The sequence below is a fragment of the Salinilacustrithrix flava genome, assembly GCF_041228405.1.
Taxonomy (GTDB): Bacteria; Actinomycetota; Acidimicrobiia; order Acidimicrobiales; family Salinilacustritrichaceae; genus Salinilacustrithrix; species Salinilacustrithrix flava.
The window spans coordinates 3,483,078-3,501,012 of record NZ_CP133888.1 but is presented as its reverse complement, the minus strand read 5'-3'; the positions used below and the strand labels follow the sequence as shown (position 1 = coordinate 3,501,012).

The window sequence follows — 17,935 nt, the reverse complement described above, 5'->3', positions numbered from 1 at the left end:
CGCACGCTCGGCGGCAGGGGGCTACCGTCGCCGGCGTGGAGGTGACGGAGCGCTTCGCGGACCTGGTGTCCCAGCCCGACTTCCCCCTCGACGAGGCCGCGCTGCTCATCGCCGTCCACGCGGATCCGAGCTGCGACGTCGCGGCCAACCTGGCCCGCCTCGACGAGCTGGCCCGCTCCGTCCCGGAGCCGACCCTGCCCGCGCTCACCACCACCCTGTTCGGGCGCTGGGGGTTCGTGGGCGACCAGGCCGACTACTACGACCCGCGCAACTCCTACCTCCACGAGGTGCTGGAGCGCCGGCGCGGCATCCCGATCACGCTGTCGGTGGCCCTGATCGAGGTCGGTCGACGGGCCGGCGTCGCCCTCGCCGGCGTCGGCACCCCCGCCCACTTCATGGCCTGCACCACCGCCGGCGAGCGCCGCTGGGTCGATGCCTTCGCCGGCGGTCGGATCCTCGACCGCGCCGAGCTCGACGACCAGTTCTCCCGCCTCGCTCCCGGCATCGACCTGGACCCCTACCTGGACCCGGTGCCGCCGCGGGCCGTCGTCGCCCGCATCCTCGGCAACCTGGTGGCGATCCACCGCCAGCGCAACGACCGCGCCGCCCTGCTCTGGGCCTCGCGCCTGCGGACCCTGGTGCCGGGTGCCACGCCCGACGACCGGCGCGCCTACGGCGGTGCCCTCGCCGCCTGCGGCGACTTCGTCCGGGCCGCCAAGGTGCTCGAGTCCCTGGTCGAGGACGGGCACACGTCGGACCCCGACGACGAGCTGGCCAAGGCCCGCCGACTCCGGGCCCGCCTCAACTGACGCGCCGGCCTGAACTGAAAAGCGCTGGGTCGCCGGCGCACCTGGCCGTACCGTCCGCGCCACGTCGTCCACCGCGATCCCCGCATGGCTCGTCGACGATCCCGTCGCAGAGCACGACCTCGGCACCCTGCGTTCCGGCAAGGAGGCCCAGATCGACGTCGTCGAGCGCGTCGGCGCCGACGGGCGCACCTGCCTGCTCGCCCGCAAGCGCTACCTGCCCCGCACCGTCACGGCCAAGGGCCAGCTCGAGGCCCTCGGCGTGCAGCGGTCGTCGGCGTTCCGCCACGACGTGGCGTACCGGGAGGGACGCCAGTTCCGCAAGAGCCGCGACCGCCGCGCCGTGGAGGCGATGACGACCTACGGCCGCAAGCTCCTCCAGGACCGCTGGCTCGATCACGAGCACGACGTCCTCGGCCAGCTCCACGCCGCCGGCTGCCGCGTGCCGTATCCGGTGTCCTACGCCGACGACGTGCTCCTCATGCAGTACGTCGGAGACCGCCACCTGGCCGCCCCGCAGCTCGCCGCCGCTCGGCTGACGCCGGCCGAGGTGCGGGCGGCGTGGCACGACGTGGTCGACGGCCTGCGTCGCGTCACCGCGGCCGGCTGGGCCCACGGCGACCTGTCGGCCTACAACCTGCTCTGGTGGGAGGGCGAGGTCTGGTTCATCGACCTCCCGCAGGCGGTCGACATCGCGGCCAACCCCGGCGGCCTGTCGTTCCTGCACCGGGACGTGTGCAACGTCGCGGCGTGGTTCGCCCGCCACGGGATCGACGACGACCCCGAGGAGGTCTTCGCCGACCTGCTGTCTGCCGCGTTCGGGTAGCGACCGCCCGGCCCTACCCTCCGGGTCGTGATCGATCGCGACGTCAAGCAGTGCCTGGGCCAGATGACCAAGGGGGTGCAGGTGGTGGCCGCCCGCCACGACGGGGTCACCCGGGCCTACACCTCCCACTGGATCTCCCAGATCAGCTTCGAGGAACCGGTCCTGCTGGCCTCGGTCTCCCCGAAGCACGACACCCACCCGCTCATCGAGGCGGCGGGCTGGTTCAGCGTGTCGATCCTGGCCGGGGACCAGGTCGAGGAGGGCCAGTACTTCAGCTACCCGGGCCGCAAGTTCCACCGGCTGTTCGACGAGTACCTCACCGAGACCGAGGTGGAGGGCGTCGGCCCCGTGCCCCACGTCGTGGACTGCCTGGCCTGGCTGCGCTGCGAGATCCGGGAGAAGCTCGACCTCGGCCTCGACCACGACTGCTACGTCGTCGACGTCCGCGACGTCGGGCCGGGCCGGCTGAAGGCGGATCCGCTCGTGTACTCGTCCCGTCACGGCTGGCGGGTGGCGGGGGAGAAGGCGCGCGCTCCCGGGGTGTCGGTGCGGGACCGCCTGCTCGAGCGCCTCGAGGAGGCCGGTCTGGAACCTGGATGAGCTGACGGATGCTTCGCATCCGTCAGCTCACTCGGAGGTCGCCCAGCGACCGAGAGTTCCCCTTGACCGATCGGTCAAGTACGATCGCTCCATGGCCGTCACCGAACGCACCCCCACCGTCACCGATCCTGACGAGCAGCGCGTCCTGGACGCCGTCGAGGCGCTCCTCGAGGCGCACCCGCCCAAGGACACCGACGTCGTCGAGTTCCTCGGCGCGCAGTTCGACTCCGGCCTCGCATGGGTCCACTACGACGAGGGCTTCGGTGGCCTCGGCCTGCCGGCGAAGTTCCAGAAGGTGATCAACGAGCGCCTGCACGCCGCCGGCGCTCCCAACGCCGCCGGTCGCAACCCGATCGGTCACGGCATGTCGGCGCCCACCATCTACACGCACGGCTCCGACGAGCAGAAGCGCCGCTACCTGCGCCCGCTGTTCACGGGCGAGGAGATCTGGTGCCAGCTGTTCTCCGAGCCCGGCGCCGGCTCCGATGTCGCCGGCCTGTCCAGCAGCGCGGTCAAGGACGGCGACGAGTGGATCGTCAACGGCCAGAAGGTCTGGACCACGCTCGCCCACGTGTCGCGCTTCGGCACCCTGGTGGCCCGCCACGACCCGCAGGCGGGCAAGCACGCCGGCCTCACCCACTTCGTGGTCGACATGCAGGCGCCCGGCGTCGAGGTCCGCCCGCTGCGCCAGATGACCGGCGACGCCGAGTTCAACGAGGTGTACTTCACCGACGTCCGCATCCCCGACGCCGAGCGCCTCGGCGAGGTCGGCGAGGGCTGGCGCGTCGCCATCACCACGCTGATGAACGAGCGGGTGTCCATCGGTGGCTCCATCCCGCCCCGGGAGTCCGGCCCCATCGCCGTGGCCAAGCAGGCCTGGCAGGAGCACTGCGACCCCGACGACGGCGCCACCAAGGATGAGTTCATGCAGCTCTGGGTCCGAGCCGAGATCTCCCGGCTCACCAACATCCGGGCCAGCGAGATGCGCAAGCTCGGCGACCCCGGCCCCGAGGGCTCGGTCGCGAAGCTGGCCATGGCCGAGCTCAACAAGGACATCATGAGCTTCGCGGTCGACTGCATGGGCGCCCACGGCATGCTCTACGGGACCTACGACATCGACCGCAGCGGGGGCGTCGGCATGTTCGGCGGCTCCACCCAGCAGTCGTTCCTGCGCAGCCGGGCCAACTCCATCGAGGGTGGCACCACCGAGGTCATGAAGAACATCCTCGGCGAGCGCGTGCTCGGTCTTCCCGGCGACATCCGGGTCGACAAGGACAAGCCCTGGTCCGAGGTTCCCCGCAGCTAGCGGTCGGGCCGCCAGGAGCGGCGGGCCTTCTTCTCGCTCTGCTGGCGCTTGGCCTCGAGGCGGCGGCGCTTGGCGCCCCGCGACGGCTTGGTCGGTCGGCGCCGCGCCGGCGGCTTCGCCGCGCCGTCGATCAGGTCCGCGAGGCGCTTCCGGGCGAGCTGGCGGTTCCGGTACTGGGAGCGCGAGTCCGACGACGACGCCCGGACGGCGTCCCCGTGGGCCTTGCGCAGGCGCTCGGTGACGCCAGCGGGCAGGTCGGCGGCCTCGAGGTCGAGCTCCACCGTCACCTGGGTGTCGGAGGTGTTGGCGTGCTGGCCGCCGGGTCCGCCCGACCGGCTCGCCCACCAGCGGATCGCCGCGGCCGGGACGCGCAGGCCCCGAGATGTCACCAGGTCGTCGTCGCCGGCCATGACCCCAGTGTGGCCTCGGTAGTGTCGTTCCGTGACCCGTCGAACCAAGATCGTCGCCACCATCGGCCCGGCCTCCGATTCCGAGGAGACCCTGCGGGCCCTGATGCTGGCCGGGGTCGACGTGTGCCGGCTCGGTCTGGCCCACGGGACCATCGAGGAGCACCAGCTGCGGATCAAGCGGATCCGCAAGGTCGCAGCGGAGCTGAACAAGCCCATCTCGGTCCTGGGTGACCTGCCCGGCCCCAAGATCCGCATGGGCCCGGTCATCGAGGACGGCGGCCTGTTCCTGGCCGAGGGCCAGCGCATCGAGGTCCGCCCCGGAGACGCCCCGACGGCACCGGACCACATCCACGTCGACTACGAGCACCTCCTCGAAGCCGTCGAGGTCGGCGACACGCTCGTCCTCGGCGACGGCGCCGTCCGGCTCATCGCGGTGGAGAACGACGGCAGCCGCCTCATGGTCGAGGTCGAGCACGGCGGTCGCATCCAGGGCCGTCCGGGCGTCACCCTGCCCTCCGCCAAGCTGCGGGTGTCGGTGCCCACCGACCAGGACATCGCGCTGCTCGAGGGGCTGGCCGGCGAGCTCGACTTCGTCGCCGCCTCCTTCGTGCGCTCGGCCGACGAGGTCGCTGCCGTCAAGGATCTGGCCCAGGGCGCCGACGTGGTCGCCAAGATCGAGACCAAGGCGGCGGTCGAGGCGCTCGACGCCATCGTCAACGTGGCCGACGCCGTCATGGTGGCCCGCGGCGACCTCGGCAACGAGTGCGACATCGCCGAGGTGCCCCACCTCCAGAAGCAGATCATCCGCCAGGGCGTGTCCTTCGGCGTGCCGGTCATCACCGCCACCCAGATGCTCGAGTCCATGATCCACTCGCCGTCGCCCACCCGGGCCGAGGCCACCGACGTGGCCAACGCCGTGTTCGACGGCACCACCGCGGTGATGCTCTCCGCCGAGACCGCGATCGGCCACAACCCGGTGCTGGTCATCAAGACGATGTCGCACCTGTGCGAGCGGGCCGAGGCCGCGGCCGACTACAGCACCTGGGGCAGCCAGCTCGGCCGCATCCAGGGGCAGGTGCAGCTCGACGTCACCACCCGCATCACCGCCGGCATGAGCCACGCGGCGTGGCGCCTGGCCACCGAGCTCGAGCTCGACGCCATCATCTCGTGCACCAACTCGGGCTACACGGCCCGGGCCATCTCCCGGTTCCGCCCGCCCGGCGTGCTCGTCGGGGCCAGCCCGCACGAGGACACGGTGCGCAAGCTGTCGCTGGTGTGGGGCACGAAGCCGCTGAAGATGGACCAGTACGGCAGCACCGACGAGATGGTCTGGCACGCGGTCGAGAAGTCGGTGAAGGCTGGCTACATCAAGGCCGGCAACCTCGTCGCCGTCCTGGCCGGCGCCGCCGACGGGGCGGGCACCACCGACGTGCTGCGCGTCGTGCGCGTCGCGTGACGGCAGAGGACCTCGTCGCCGAGGGCCGGTGCTGGCGCGACGTCGCCGGCGAGGGGCCAGGGGTCGTGCTGGTGCACGGCACCATGGACCGCTCGTCCAGCTTCGGTCGCGTCCGCAAGGCCCTGTCCGACCTGCGGGTGGCCCGCTACGACCGCCGTGGCTACGCCCGCTCGGTGTCGCTCGGCCCGCCCGCGGGCTTCCACCAGCAGGTCGAGGACCTGGTGGACGTCATCGACTGGATGAGGGGCGGCGGTCCGCCGCCGGTCGTGTTCGGCCACTCCTACGGCGCGACCGTGGCCCTCGCCGCCGCAGCCGAGGTGCCCGAGCGCGTCGCCGGGGTGGTGGCCTTCGAGCCCCCGCTGCCCTGGATGGACTGGTGGCCGAGCGGGAGCGCAGGTGCGGCCGCAGTGGCGTCGGCCGACGATCCCGAGGATGCGGGGGAGCGGTTCATGCGCCGCATGGTCGGCGACCAGCGATGGGAGCGCCTGCCCCGGCGGACCAGGGAGGCCCGGCGAGCCGAGGGGCCGACGCTGGTGGCCGAGCTCGCCCAGCTCCGCCCGCCGAACCCGCCGCCCTTCGAGCTCACCTCCATCCGGGTGCCCGTGCTCGCTGCGCACGGCACCGAGGGTGCGCCGCACCACGGTGAGTCCGCCCGGCTCGTGGCCGACCGCGTGCCGGGCGCCGATCTCGAGGTGGTGGCGGGCTCGGGCCACGGCGTCCACCTGACGCATCCGGCCGCGGTGGCGACCATGGTGCGACGGCTCGTGGCCGAGCTGGGTCTCGTCCCCGAGGTCTAGATGCGGGCCGGGTCGCAGCCCGGCAGCTCGACGTGGATGCCGGCGATCGCGCACTCGCAGGTCTGCGTGCACTCCTGGATGTTGTTCCGCTCCACGTAGACGAACAGGACCATCAGCAGCAGCGTCGACAGCAGGATCATCCGGGTCATGGTCTTCACCACGAGGCGGATGACCAGCAGCGCGAGGATCAGGCAGAAGACGACGGCGAGGACCGGGCTGTTGTCCCGGACGAACTCCTCGTAGGGGGCGGCGGCGAGGATGGTTCCCACGGCACGCAACGTACGACACGGAGTCCCCTCCGTGGTGGAAGGACGGGCGGGCCGCGGCCGTAGGCTCGGTCCATGTCGCAATCGGTGAACCTGTCCGCCAGCGGTCCGCCCGAGACCGTGCTGGATCCTGAGCCGGCCGATGCCCTGGAGCGCCTCGCTGCGGCCGAGGACCTGCCCGACGAAGAACGTCGCCGGGCCGTCGCCGCTGTGGTCGCCGACCACCCCCGGTGCCTGCACGCGTGGGCAGCGCTCGGCGATGAGGCCCGCGATCAGGTCGAGGCCTACGCCGCCTACCGGGTCGGCTACCACCGCGGCCTCGACCGGCTGCGCGCCAACGGGTGGCGGGGCTCGGGCTACGTGCGCTGGGTGCACCCGCAGAACACCGGGTTCCTGCGCTCCCTCGACGGCCTGCGCCGTGCCGCGGAGGCCATCGGTGAGGCGGACGAGGCCGAGCGCTGCGCGCAGTTCCTGGCCCAGCTCGACCCGGCCGGCCGGCCCGCCTGACCCGCGTGTCCACCTCGCTCCGGTGCGGTCGTGTGGCGGCGCTGCTGCTGGCCGGTTCGGTGATCGCCGCCGCGTGCGGCACCGATGCGGAGGAGTCGGAGGCGGCCACCACGACCACGCCGGCACCGGCCCAGGCCGCCGCACCCGAGCAGTCGGTGCCGACCGAGGCACCGTCGTCGACGGGTGAGGACGGCACCCCCGGCGGGAGCGCCCCGCCCGGCGGGAGCGCACCGGCCGACCCCGCGGCGCCGCCGGCGGACCCGGCGCCGGACGAGGCCGCCGAGCCGGTGGCGCCGGCCGGCCCGGTCGGCTCCATGGCGGCGAGGTACCTGCGGCCGTCCGGCTCCGAGCGCGTGCTCGTCCAGGTGTTGGCCCAGGACGGCGCCGGCCCCCGGACCGCGGCCCCCGAGCGCGTGCGCCAGGTGCTCGCCCAGCTCAGCGGCAAGTCGGTGGCGGTCGCCGCCGCCGGCGTGGGTGTGGGCGGCGGGGCGCGGTCGTGGACCAGCGAGGAGCTGCGGTCCCTCGCCGACGAGTCGGCCCCGGCGCAGACGGCCGAGCAGGCGGTGCTGACGCTGCTGTACCTGCGGGGCGGGTTCGCGGAGAACGAGCGGGCGGTCGGCGTTGCGGTCCGGGGCGACGTGGCGGCCGTGTTCGCCGAACGGGTCGACGAGGCGGCCGGCATGCTCGGCAACCCATCAGCGGTGGAGGACGCGGTGACGATGCACGAGGTCGGTCACCTGCTCGGCCTCGTGGACCTGGTGCTCGACACCGGCCGCCAGGATCCGGAGCACCCGGGCCACAGCCCGAACCGCGGATCGGTCATGTACTACGCGGTCGAGTCGACCCTGCTCGGCAGCGTGCTGAGCGGTGGGCCGCCCCGGGACTTCGACCAGGCCGACCTCGACGACCTCGCCCGCATCCGGAACGGCTGATCGTGGCGACCGACCGCTTCGACGGCTACGTGCTCTGCGGCGGAGCCAGCCGCCGGATGGGCCGGGACAAGGCGCTGGTCGAGGTGGACGGCACCGCCATGGCCCGCCGGGTCGCCGACGCGCTCCGGGCGGCCGGGGCCGACCGGGTGGTGGCCATCGGCGGTGACGCAGCGGCGCTCGCTGGTCGCGGTCTGCACGTCGAACCCGACCGTTGGCCGGGCGAGGGCCCGCTCGGCGGGCTCATCACGGCGCTCGCCGACCCGCACCGATCGGCCGACGTCGCCGTCGTGCTGGCCTGCGACCTCACCGATCCGGATCCCGGGACCATCGCCCGCACCGTCGCGGCCCGGACCCGGTGCGGATCCGATGCCGTGGTGCCGGTGGTCGACGGCCGCCACCAGTGGCTGCACGGGGTGTGGGACCGGCGCATCGCCGGGATCCTCGGTGACGTGTTCCGCGCCGGTGAGCGCTCCGTGGCCGGGGCGGCGCTGTCGCTGCGGGTCGCCACGCTCGACGACGTCGCTGCAGCTGCGGTCCACGATGCCGACCGTCCCGAGGACCTCCTCGCGAGCCCGCCTGGTGCCGGTTCCGGTGCCGGAACTCCTAGCATCGGATCCGTGCAGGTTCCCGCGATCGACATCCCCACGCTCCGCCAGAAGCTCGACGACGGCGCCCCGCTGTTCGACGTGCGCCAGCCCGACGAGTACGAGCAGGGCCACGCGCCCGGCGCCCGCCTCGTCCCGCTCGGCGAGGTCCCCGACCGCCTGGGCGAGTTCCCGACCGACGAGACCGTCTACGTCATCTGCCGTTCGGGCGGACGCAGCGGCAAGGCGGTCGAGCACCTCCGGGCCAACGGCGTCGACGCCGTCAACGTCGCGGGCGGCACGCTGGCCTGGGTCGAAGCGGGGAACGCGGTCGAACAGGGTGGCTGAGCCCGCCACCGCCCGCTGGATCGACACGACCGAGGGCCTCGATGCCCTGGTCGCCGAGCTGGCCGACGCCCCACGCCTCGCCATCGACACCGAGTTCCACCGGGAGCGCACCTACTGGCCCCAGTGCGCGCTCGTGCAGATCGGCTGGGGCACGGGCGAAGCCCTGATCGACCCGTTGGCCGTCGACATCACCCCGATCGGGGCCCTGCTCACCGGGCGCACGGTCGTGATGCACGCGGCCGGCCAGGACCTCGAGGTCTTCCAGCACTCCGTGGGCGTCGTGCCCGACGACCTCTTCGACACCCAGATCGCCGCGTCGTTCCTCGGGATGAGCAGCATCGGCCTGGCGCCGCTGGTCAACAAGCTCCTCGACGTGCACCTGCCGAAGGCCGATCGCCTCACCGACTGGCTCGCCCGTCCGCTGAGCGAGGACGCCAAGCGCTACGCCCAGTCCGACGTGGTGCACCTCTTCGAGCTCCACGACCTGATGACCGAGGCCCTCGAGCAGCGAGGCCGGATGGCGTGGGTGCGCAGCGAGTGCGACGCGCTCGTCGAGCGCTCGCTCGCCCCGAGCGACCCGACCACGGCGTGGTGGCGGGTGAAGGAAGCCCGCCGGCTGAAGGGCACGGCGGCCGGCGTCGCCCAGGCCCTGGCCGCGTGGCGCGAGGCCCACGCCGCCGAGGTCGACCGCCCGCTGCGCTCGGTCCTGCCCGACCTGGCGTTGGCCGGCATCGCCCAGCGCCCGCCGTCGACGGTGGAGGACCTGGTGAAGATCCGGGGCCTGCGCGACCGGGGGATCCCCAAGGCCATCCGCGACGATGTCCTCGATGCCGTCGCCGCTGGCAAGGCGCTGGCCGCCGACGAGGTCGTGTACCCCGTGGAGCGACCGGTCCCGGCCGAGCTGCGCAGCGCCGTGCCGCTCCTCATGTCGTGGGTGTCCCAGCGGGCCCGGGAGCTCGACCTGGATCCCGCGGTGCTGGCCACCAGGGGCGACCTCGAGGGGTTCCTGCGCGACGATCCGGACAACCGCCTCGCCACCGGGTGGCGGGCCGAGGCGCTGGCCACCGACATCGGCGATCTGCTGGAGGGTCGGGCCGGTCTGTCCTTCGCCAAGGGCGAGGGGCTGGTGCTGCGACCCCTCGATCCGTGATTCGCTCCGGCGGCGTGTCACAATCGACCTCGGAGCGCTGCGTGGAGCCGAGCTGCACGCCGCTACACTGATCGATTCTCAGCCCCCACGAGTCGGGAGCACGCCCGTGAAAAAGGGTCGACATCGCCGTTTCGAAGAAGCCCGCGCGCTGAAGCGCTCGGACGCCGGCATTGACATCTCGGACATCTTCGGGGAAGCGCCGCCGGAGCCCTGCGAGGAGTGCGACGCCCCGCCCGGCGCCGAGCACGCCTCGTGGTGCCTCGCAGACGCTGACACCGACGACGCGTAGCTGAGCCCCGCCCGCGTTGGGCGATGGTCGAGGGGGGCGTAGGGTTTCCACCGTGCTTCGACGCGCGCTGGGGGCCTGCCTTCTCTTCGTCGCGGCCTGCGGGTCGGGCGAGACCACGCCGGTGGAGCGCGCCGATGTCGACCTCGAGCAGGTGCCCGACGTCGAGCTTCCCGCACCCCTCACCACCGAGGCGGCCGGCCCGACGTCGACCGTGCCGCCGAGCAACGGCGGGGTCACCGAGCAGGCTGCGTCGCCGGCCCTGCCCGCCCCGATCGAGCCGTCGCGCCCCGAACCCTGGACCCTCGAGCCCTACCGGGGCTTCGGTGCCTGGCTCGACGCCTACGACTGGTCGGTGAGCTTCGCCCGCTCGCCCGACCACGTCATCGGCCTCGAGGACATCGACCGCATGGCGGCCGAGGGCGTGCAGACGATCTACATCCAGGCCAGCCGGTGGAACAGCCCCGAGGACATCCTCGAGCCCGAGCGGCTCCAGGGCATCATCGACCGGGCCCACGGCCACGGCATGGCGGTGGTCGCCTGGTACCTGCCGACCTTCGTCGACCCCGAGACCGACCTGCGCCGGATGATCGCCATCGCCTCCATGGACTTCGACGGCTTCGGCGTGGACATCGAGGCCCGCGACGTGGAGGACGTGGCCGAGCGCAACCGCCGCCTGCTCGACATGTCCGCCCGCCTCGAGGCCGCGCTCGAGGGGCGCCCGCTGGCCGCCATCGTCATGGAGCCGGTGATCATGGAGGACGTCAACCCGCAGTTCTGGCCTGACTACCCCTGGATGGGCCTGGCCGAGCACTACGACGTGTGGCTGCCGATGAGCTACTGGACCAACCGCCGGGGCGCGTGGCGCCACTCCCACACCTACACCGCCGAGAACATCGCCCGGATCCGGGAGCGCATCGGACAGCCCGACGCCCCGATCCACACCATCGGCGGCATCGGGGACAAGACCACCGTCGGCGACCTCCACGGCATGGTCGTGGCCGCGGTGGAGCAGGGCGCCATCGGCGGCAGCATCTACGACTACCGCACGACCGACCCGGCGTTCTGGGACGTCCTGCGGGCGTTCCGGGCCGAGTAGCTACCGGCGGCGCAGGGCGGGGTGGGGCAGCGGCGTCCACTCCCGGCGCCGCTCCATCAGCTCCACGAAGAGGCGGTAGGGCGTCTCGCCGACGAGCTCGATGATCTCGTCCCGGAGGACCTCGTAGGTCGGCCGGGCGGCCCGGAAGGCCAACGGGTCGTCGGTGCACCACCAGTGGAACTCGGCACCGCCGCCGCCCCAGTCCCGGCGCTTCCACTCGCGCAGGGTGGAGGTGACGTGACCGTGGTCGTCGGTGGACTCCTCGAGGCGCAGCGGCAGCTGCCAGCACACGTCGGGCTTCCAGTCGAGGGGGCGCTCGCCGGCCTGCTCCGCGGCCTGGTGCAGCGCGCACCCGGCGCCGTTGGGGTGCCCGGGCCGGTTGAGCAGGATGCAGGCCCCCTTGTGCAGGCGGGTGACCCACTGGCCGCCCTTGTCCTTGCGGGTGGCGCCGTCGCGCCGGCCCTGCTTGTGGAACTGCCACTGCTCGGGCGTGAGCGCCTCGATCTTGGCCAGGGTCGCGTCGTGGTCCTCGTCGTCGACGAAGTGGGCGCCGTAGCTGCAGCAGCCCTGCTCGAGCTCGGGTGCGGCCTCGGTGAGCACGCCGGGGCAGCCCTGGCCGAAGATGCACGTCCAGGAGCTGGTGAGGAAGGTGACGTCGAAGATCCACGTGCGGTACTCGTCGGGGTCCTCGAAGGTCACCAACTCGTGGAGGTCCTCGTACGGATCGGGCTGCGATGGGGGGTTCTCGTCCGCCGGCATGGGGTCGTTGACGCTACCGGCCGCGGAACCCGGGCGGGCGGTCCTCGGCGAGCGCATCCAGGGCCTCCCGGTGGTCCTCGGAGCGGAAGGTGGCGATCTCGTAGGCCTGGGCCAGGTCGAACGACGGTGCCGCCGTGGACTTGATCCAGGCGTTGATCGCCGCCTTCGTGTACTGCAGGGCGAGCGGCGCCCCGCTCGCGAGGCGGTGGGCGAAGGCGAGGGCCTCGGCGTGGAGCTGGTCGGGGGCGACGGCGCGGTGGGCGAGGCCGAGGCGCACCGCCTCCTCGGCACCGACCGCGTCGCCGGTGAGCAGGAACCGCTTGGCCAGCATCGGGCCGAGGGCGAGCGGCCAGGCGATGGTGCCGCCGTCGCCGGCGACGAGGCCGACCTTCACGTGGGGGTCGCCGATCGTGGCTCGCTCGGAGACGAACACCACGTCGCAGAGCAGCGCCACCGACGCGCCCAGCCCCATGGCGTGCCCGTTCACCGCGGCCACGATCGGCAGGTGGACGTCGAGCAGGTCCCAGATCATGGACTTGGCGTCGAGGCGCAGGTGCTCGAGCGCGGTGGCGTCCTGCAGGGTCGGGAACCAGTCGAAGTCCCCGCCGGCGGAGAAGGCCTTGCCGCGCCCGGTCAGCAGGACGGCCCGGGCGTCCCGCTCGGCCTGGAGGCGGGGGAAGAGGGCAGCAAGGTCCTCGTGCAGGGCGCCGTCGACGGCGTTGACGGGCGAGGTCGGGTTGTCGATCGTGACGATCAGGACGTCGCCGTCGCGCTCGAAGCCGATCGTGGAGAACTCGTGGCTCACGTGGTGCCTCCTCGGGGCCGGGGCTCCCTGGGCAGGCCGAGCAGCTGCTCGGCGATGATGTTGGACAGCACCTCGGTCGTGCCGCCGCCGATGGTGAGGGCCCGGGAGAACAGGTAGGCCCAGTGCCACACGTCGACCTCCTCGGCGTGGGGGCCCTGGTCGCCGAGCATCCCGTGCGGACCGCGCCGGTCCTTCACGAAGGTCAGCAGCTCCTGGCCGTGCACGTCGGCGAGGCGCTTCTTGAGGGACGCGACAGGCGTCGGGTCCTCGCCCCGCACCACCGCCTCGACCACGCGCTGGTCGAGCAGCTCGAGCACCTTGGCCTGGCTCCACAGCCGGGCCGCCTCCTGGCGGGCCACCGGGTCGGGCACCCCCTGGTCGCGCAGCAGCTCGAACGCGTCGCTGCTGGTGGGTCCCATGCCCCAGCACACGCCGCCCTCGGACAGCGACACCCGCTCGTTGCCGAGGGTGACCTTGGCCAGGCGCCACCCGTCGCCCTCGTCGCCGATCCGGCAGTCGACGGGCACCCGCACGTCGGTGAGGAAGACCTCGTTGAAGTGGGACTGCCCGGTCATCTCGGTGATCGGCCGGACGTCGATGCCCGGAAGGGAGAGGTCGAGCACGAAGTAGCTGATGCCCCGGTGCTGGGGTGCGGCGGGGTCCGTGCGGGCGAGGAGGATCCCGTAGGCGGCCCGGTCGGCCCACGTGGACCAGATCTTCTGGCCGTTCACGACGTAGACGTCGCCGTAGCGCTCGGCCCTGGTGCGCAGGGAGGCGAGGTCGGAGCCGGCCTCGGGTTCGCTGAACAGCTGGGACCAGAAGTCCGCACCCGACAGGAGGCCGGGCAGCCACCGCTGCTGCTGCTCGGGCGTGCCGGCGGCCACCAGCGTGGGACCGGCCCAGCCGATGCCGATCGGGTTGTCGGGGCCGGTGACGCCGGCCTGCTCCAGCTCGGCGTCGATGAGCAGCTGCAGCTCGGGGCCAGCGCCGACGCCCCACGGCGGCGGGTAGTGCGGGGCGACCAGGCCGGCGGCAGCGAGGGTCGGCCCGTCCGGGTCCGGGTGCTCGGCGAGCCAGGCCCGCAACCGGGTCCGGCTGGCGTCGAGGTCGTCGTCGGTGAGGTCGGGCCCGCTCACGCAGGCATCCACCCGTTCACGTCGCGGATGATGCGGTGGATCGAGCTCTGGCGCCACTTGTCGTAGTGCATCACGACGCGGTCGAGGTCGAGGGCGTCGCCGCTGGACCGCTCGGCAGGGGTGGGCTCGGTTCGCTCGATGCGCCCCTGGGTGAGCAGGTGGCCGTGCGCGTCGTTGAGCGCCTCGAGCTGCGCGTCGTCCGGGCCCTGCTGCATCCGGATGATGAGGCGGTCGCCGGCCCACCGGATGGAGTCGTAGTTGCGGTAGAAGCCGACGATCTCCTCGCAGGCGACGTCGACGTCGTCGGTGACGGCGAACAGCTCGAGGTCGCCCGGGCTCACCAGCCCGCCGGCCACGAGCTCCTCCTCCACGAAGCGGACCCACGACGTCCAGTAGGTGCCGCCGGGGATGTCGAGGAGGACGACGGGGGCGGGGACGCTCTTGCCGGTCTGCTGGAGGGTGAACAGCTCGAAGGTCTCGTCCTGGGTCCCGAACCCGCCGGGCAGGGCGACGAAGCCCTTCGACTCCTTCACCAGCATCAGCTTGCGGGTGAAGAAGTACTTCATCGCGACGAGCTTGTCGTCGCCGTCGATGAACTCGTTGGCCGACTCCTCGAACGGGAGCCGGATGGTGACCCCGATGGAGTTCTCCCGACCGGCACCCTCCATCCCGGCGGCCATGATCCCCGGACCGGCGCCGGTGACCACCATCCACCCCCGCTCGGCGAAGTCGGCGGCCAGGCGGCGGGTCTGGTGGTACTCGGCGTCGTCGGGCTGGGTGCGGGCCGAGCCGAACATGGTCACCTTGGACCGGTGGGCGTAGGGCCGGAAGGTGTTGAAGGCGAGGCGCATCTCGTGCAGCGACGCCGAGGCGATCTTGAGGTCGAGCCGGGAGATGTCATCGCCCGCGAGCGCGACCGTGGTGCGGAAGATGTCGGCCAGCAGGTCGCGGTTGCGCACCGCGCCGGCGGCATCGAGGAGCTCGTCGATCTGGGCTCGGCTGACGGGGACCTCGGACATGGGTGCGAGCATGGCACAGGGCGCCGCGAACGGCGGTCGGCTCGGTCCTCGTCGCGAGGGCCGGCGTGCCATACCCTGCACGCCCGGTCGGAGGGAGCGGGGTCGCAGTGAGCTCGGTGCTGGTGGTGGACGATGAACCCGATGTCCGGCTGGTGACCCGCGTCATCCTCGAGGCGTCCGGCTACGACGTCTGGGAGGCCGAGTCGGGCGAGGCCGCCCTCGACGCGCTCGGTGGGGACCACCTCCCCGACGTGCTCCTCCTCGACGTGCGGATGCCCGGGATCGACGGCTGGGAGGTGCTGCGCCGGGTCCGGGGCGCGCCCGGCCTGCTCCGCGACCTGCCGGTGGTGATCTTCACCGCGGACATCGCCTCGGCCGAGCAGGCACCGGTGGCCCTGGCCGACCGGGAGTTCTTCCTGAGCAAGCCCTTCGACCCCGACGACCTGGTCGAGCTTGTCGGCCGGGCCGCGAAGGCCGCGGCCGCGTGAGCTACGCGGGCGCCGTGCGCCCGTAGAGCGTGGTGCGCTGCTCGAGGCGGCGACCGAGGGGCTCCACGATGGTGCGGAAGTCCTCGCCCTGCATCATCTGGCCGTGGTTGGCGCCGGCGGCGCGGGAGATGTTCTCGTCCATGAGCGTGCCCCCGAGGTCGTTGACGCCGGCCTGCAGGCACTGCTCGACACCGGAGCGGCCCATCTTCACCCAGGACACCTGGATGTTGTCGATGGCGCCGCGGTAGGCGATGCGACCGACGGCGTGCATCAGCAGCGCCTCGCGGAAGGTGGGGCCGCGACGGGCCTTGCGCTGGATGTACATGGGGGCGGCCATGTGCACGAACGGGAGGGGCACGAACTCGGTGAAGCCGCCCGTCTCGCGCTGCAGGGCGCGGGTGCGCACGATGTGGCGGGCCCAGTGCACCGGGTTCTCGATGGCGCCGTACATGATCGTCACGTTCGACCGCAGACCGACCTGGTGGGCGGTGCGGTGGGCGTCGAGCCACTCCTCGGTGTCGATCTTGTCCGGGCACAGCAGGGCCCGCATGTTGTCGTCGAGGATCTCGGCCGCGGTGCCCGGGAGGGTGGCGAGGCCCACGTCCATCAGGCGGCGCAGGTAGTCGGCCAACGGCTCGCCGAGGCGCTTGGCTCCTTCGGTGACCTCGAGCGCGGTGAAGCCGTGGACGTGGATGCCCGGTGCGGCCTCCTTCACGGCCTTGGTGACGTCGATGTAGTAGTCGCCGTCGAAGTCGGGGTGGATGCCGCCCTGCAGGCAGACCTCGGTGGCGCCCATGTCCCAGGCCTCGCGCACGCGTCCGGCGATCTCGTCGAGGGTCAGCAGGTAGGGGTTGCCGCGCAGGTTCAGCGACAGCGGGCCCTTGGAGAACCCGCAGAAGCGGCACTTGAAGGTGCACACGTTGGTGTAGTTGATGTTGCGGTTCTGCACCCACGTGACCGCGTCGCCGACGGCTTCGCGTCGCATGTCGTCGGCGACCTGGGCCACGGCGGCGACCTCGGGCCCGCGTGCGCCGAACAGGGTCGTGATCTCCTCGACGCCGAGCTCCTGGCCGAGCAGGGCGCCGGCGAGCACCTCGCCGACGGCACCGCCGGCCGCGGCGTGGCCGGGCACGAGGACCGGCGGGGCATCCTCGTGGCCCGAGTACCAGCGGTCGTCGCGGCCCATGGCCTCGGCGTCGCTGCGGTCGAGCACGGGGAAGCGCAGACCCTCGTCGAGGAAGGAGTCGGGAGCGTGTTCAGGGCCTCCGGCTCCGCCGGAGTCGTGTCGGCTGCTCGCTGGCGCTCCCGACGCCGACGGGTGGTTGGCCGCGGCCTGTGCGAATTCCGGATAGATCGTGAGCCGGGGGGCGAGCGTGAAGCCCCTGGCCTCGGTGACCTCGCGGAGGCGGTCGAGCGCCGGCCAGGGCCGCTCCGGGTTGACGTGGTCGGCGGTCACCGGGGACACGCCGCCCCAGTCGTCGATGCCGGCGTCGAGCAGCACGCCGAAGTCGTCGGAGAGGTTCGGTGGGGCCTGGAGGTGGATCTCGCGCGGGAGGATGAGCCGGGCGAGGGCGATGGCCTGGACGAAGTCGTCGTGCGGGCACGGTGCGGCCTTGTGCATGCCGGTGCCGGCCTTGGGCAGGAAGTTCTGGACGATCACCTCCTGCACGTGGCCGTGGCGGGCGTGGCTCTCGGCGATGGCCTCCAGCGCGTGCACCCGATCGATGGGGTCCTCCCCGATGCCGACGAGGATGCCGGTGGTGAAGGCGATGCCGAGCTCACCGGCCGCCTCGAGGGTGGCCAGGCGGCGGGCCGGCACCTTGTCGGGCGAGCCGCGGTGGCACTCGAGGTCGTCGCGCAGGGTCTCGAGCATCATCCCCTGGGACGGGGCGACGGGCCGGAGCTCGGCCAGCTCGTCGGGGTACAGCGCCCCGGCGTTGGCGTGGGGGAGGAGACCGGTCTCCTCGAGGACCAGGCGGCACATGGCGGCGAGGTAGTCGACCGTCGACTCGTACCCGTTGGCGGCCAGCCACTCGGCGGCGGCGGGGTAGCGCTCCTCGGGGCGCTCACCGAGGGTGAACAGCGCCTCGTGGCACCCGGCTTGGGCGCCGGCTCGGGCGATGGCGAGCACCTGGTCGGGCGTGAGGTACGGAGATTCCAGCCGGGCCGGCGGCTGGGCGAACGTGCAGTAGCCGCACTTGTCCCGGCACAGCATGGTCAGCGGGATGAAGACCTTGGGGGAGTAGGTGATGCGGGTGCCGGTCCGCTCGTCGCGCACGGCCCGGGCTCGGGCCTGCAGCTCGTCGAGGGGGAGCGCCAGCAGCGGGTGCGTCGGGTCCACCATGGGCAGACCCT

The 17,935-nt window shown here is 72.7% G+C and carries 19 protein-coding genes; 12 read left to right on the top strand and 7 right to left on the bottom strand.

The features are described from left to right. Window positions 1-35 precede the first annotated feature (35 nt). The 4 genes from RGQ06_RS17215 to RGQ06_RS17200 all read left to right on the top strand — a co-directional run bounded on the left by RGQ06_RS17215 (window position 36) and on the right by RGQ06_RS17200 (window position 3,538). Window positions 36-809: a SirB1 family protein gene (locus RGQ06_RS17215; protein WP_432429952.1), complete on the top strand. Its 774-nt coding sequence runs from the start codon at window positions 36-38 to the stop codon at window positions 807-809. 259 nt (window positions 810-1,068) lie between these two features. After that, window positions 1,069-1,632, top strand: coding sequence for an RIO1 family regulatory kinase/ATPase (locus RGQ06_RS17210; protein ID WP_432429951.1), 564 nt, complete (start codon window positions 1,069-1,071; stop codon window positions 1,630-1,632). A 27-nt stretch (window positions 1,633-1,659) separates the two neighbouring features. Beyond that, on the top strand, window positions 1,660-2,232 hold the full coding sequence (locus tag RGQ06_RS17205; protein WP_432429950.1) for a flavin reductase family protein: 573 nt from the start codon (window positions 1,660-1,662) through the stop codon (window positions 2,230-2,232). Window positions 2,233-2,323: 91 nt separating this feature from the next. Further along, entirely contained in the window at window positions 2,324-3,538 is a 1,215-nt protein-coding gene (locus tag RGQ06_RS17200; RefSeq protein WP_432429949.1) for an acyl-CoA dehydrogenase family protein, read from the top strand. Here RGQ06_RS17200 and arfB read toward each other — a convergent pair. Then, window positions 3,535-3,948 carry an alternative ribosome rescue aminoacyl-tRNA hydrolase ArfB gene (gene arfB / locus RGQ06_RS17195; protein ID WP_432429948.1) on the bottom strand — a complete coding sequence of 138 codons (414 nt, stop codon included), beginning with the start codon at window positions 3,946-3,948 and terminating at the stop codon, window positions 3,535-3,537. The two genes, RGQ06_RS17200 and arfB, sit on opposite strands and share 4 nt — an antisense overlap. A gap of 31 nt (window positions 3,949-3,979) precedes the next feature. Here arfB and pyk point away from each other — a divergent pair, with 31 nt between their 5' ends. Together pyk and RGQ06_RS17185 are read left to right on the top strand one after the other, a co-directional pair. Then, window positions 3,980-5,404, top strand: coding sequence for a pyruvate kinase (gene pyk, locus RGQ06_RS17190; protein WP_432429947.1), 1,425 nt, complete (start codon window positions 3,980-3,982; stop codon window positions 5,402-5,404). After that, window positions 5,401-6,201 (top strand): alpha/beta fold hydrolase, encoded by an 801-nt coding sequence (locus RGQ06_RS17185; protein WP_432429946.1) that lies wholly within the window; start codon window positions 5,401-5,403, stop codon window positions 6,199-6,201. Before pyk ends, RGQ06_RS17185 begins: the two co-directional genes overlap by 4 nt. On the opposite strand, the gene RGQ06_RS17180 is transcribed toward RGQ06_RS17185, so the two are convergent. Continuing rightward, window positions 6,198-6,470 carry a hypothetical protein gene (locus RGQ06_RS17180; RefSeq protein ID WP_432429945.1) on the bottom strand — a complete coding sequence of 91 codons (273 nt, stop codon included), beginning with the start codon at window positions 6,468-6,470 and terminating at the stop codon, window positions 6,198-6,200. The genes RGQ06_RS17185 and RGQ06_RS17180 overlap by 4 nt on opposite strands. Window positions 6,471-6,542: 72 nt before the next feature. On the opposite strand from RGQ06_RS17180, the gene RGQ06_RS17175 reads away from it, so the two are divergent. The 5 genes from RGQ06_RS17175 (at window position 6,543) to RGQ06_RS17155 (ending at window position 11,373) form a co-directional block, all read left to right on the top strand. Further along, a complete protein-coding gene (locus RGQ06_RS17175; RefSeq protein ID WP_432429944.1) occupies window positions 6,543-6,974 on the top strand; it encodes a DUF3151 family protein in 432 nt (143 codons plus the stop codon). Window positions 6,975-6,979: 5 nt separating this feature from the next. Further along, window positions 6,980-7,906 (top strand): hypothetical protein, encoded by a 927-nt coding sequence (locus tag RGQ06_RS17170; RefSeq protein WP_432429943.1) that lies wholly within the window; start codon window positions 6,980-6,982, stop codon window positions 7,904-7,906. A 2-nt stretch (window positions 7,907-7,908) separates the two neighbouring features. After that, window positions 7,909-8,838 (top strand): NTP transferase domain-containing protein, encoded by a 930-nt coding sequence (locus tag RGQ06_RS17165; RefSeq protein ID WP_432429942.1) that lies wholly within the window; start codon window positions 7,909-7,911, stop codon window positions 8,836-8,838. Further along, a complete protein-coding gene (locus RGQ06_RS17160; RefSeq protein WP_432429941.1) occupies window positions 8,831-9,988 on the top strand; it encodes a ribonuclease D in 1,158 nt (385 codons plus the stop codon). The genes RGQ06_RS17165 and RGQ06_RS17160 overlap by 8 nt, the downstream gene beginning before the upstream one ends. A 341-nt stretch (window positions 9,989-10,329) precedes the next feature. Then, window positions 10,330-11,373, top strand: coding sequence for a hypothetical protein (locus RGQ06_RS17155; protein ID WP_432429940.1), 1,044 nt, complete (start codon window positions 10,330-10,332; stop codon window positions 11,371-11,373). Here the strand turns inward: RGQ06_RS17155 and RGQ06_RS17150 are convergent, their stop codons facing one another. From RGQ06_RS17150 to RGQ06_RS17135, 4 genes are read right to left on the bottom strand one after another with little or no spacing between them, the layout of a single operon-like run. Continuing rightward, window positions 11,374-12,132, bottom strand: coding sequence for a hypothetical protein (locus RGQ06_RS17150; protein ID WP_432429939.1), 759 nt, complete (start codon window positions 12,130-12,132; stop codon window positions 11,374-11,376). Between the two features lie 13 nt (window positions 12,133-12,145). Then, on the bottom strand, window positions 12,146-12,937 hold the full coding sequence (locus RGQ06_RS17145) for an enoyl-CoA hydratase/isomerase family protein (RefSeq protein ID WP_432429938.1): 792 nt from the start codon (window positions 12,935-12,937) through the stop codon (window positions 12,146-12,148). After that, complete coding sequence (locus tag RGQ06_RS17140) at window positions 12,934-14,073, bottom strand: acyl-CoA dehydrogenase family protein (protein ID WP_432429937.1); 1,140 nt, start codon at window positions 14,071-14,073, stop codon at window positions 12,934-12,936. Before RGQ06_RS17140 ends, RGQ06_RS17145 begins: the two co-directional genes overlap by 4 nt. After that, a complete protein-coding gene (locus RGQ06_RS17135; protein WP_432429936.1) occupies window positions 14,070-15,092 on the bottom strand; it encodes a TIGR00730 family Rossman fold protein in 1,023 nt (340 codons plus the stop codon). The genes RGQ06_RS17140 and RGQ06_RS17135 overlap by 4 nt, the downstream gene beginning before the upstream one ends. Window positions 15,093-15,199: 107 nt before the next feature. On the opposite strand from RGQ06_RS17135, the gene RGQ06_RS17130 reads away from it, so the two are divergent. Beyond that, on the top strand, window positions 15,200-15,580 hold the full coding sequence (locus tag RGQ06_RS17130; RefSeq protein ID WP_432429935.1) for a response regulator: 381 nt from the start codon (window positions 15,200-15,202) through the stop codon (window positions 15,578-15,580). A gap of 1 nt (window position 15,581) precedes the next feature. Here the strand turns inward: RGQ06_RS17130 and cofH are convergent, their stop codons facing one another. Further along, window positions 15,582-17,924 carry a 5-amino-6-(D-ribitylamino)uracil--L-tyrosine 4-hydroxyphenyl transferase CofH gene (cofH, locus tag RGQ06_RS17125; protein ID WP_432429934.1) on the bottom strand — a complete coding sequence of 781 codons (2,343 nt, stop codon included), beginning with the start codon at window positions 17,922-17,924 and terminating at the stop codon, window positions 15,582-15,584. Window positions 17,925-17,935 lie beyond the last annotated feature (11 nt).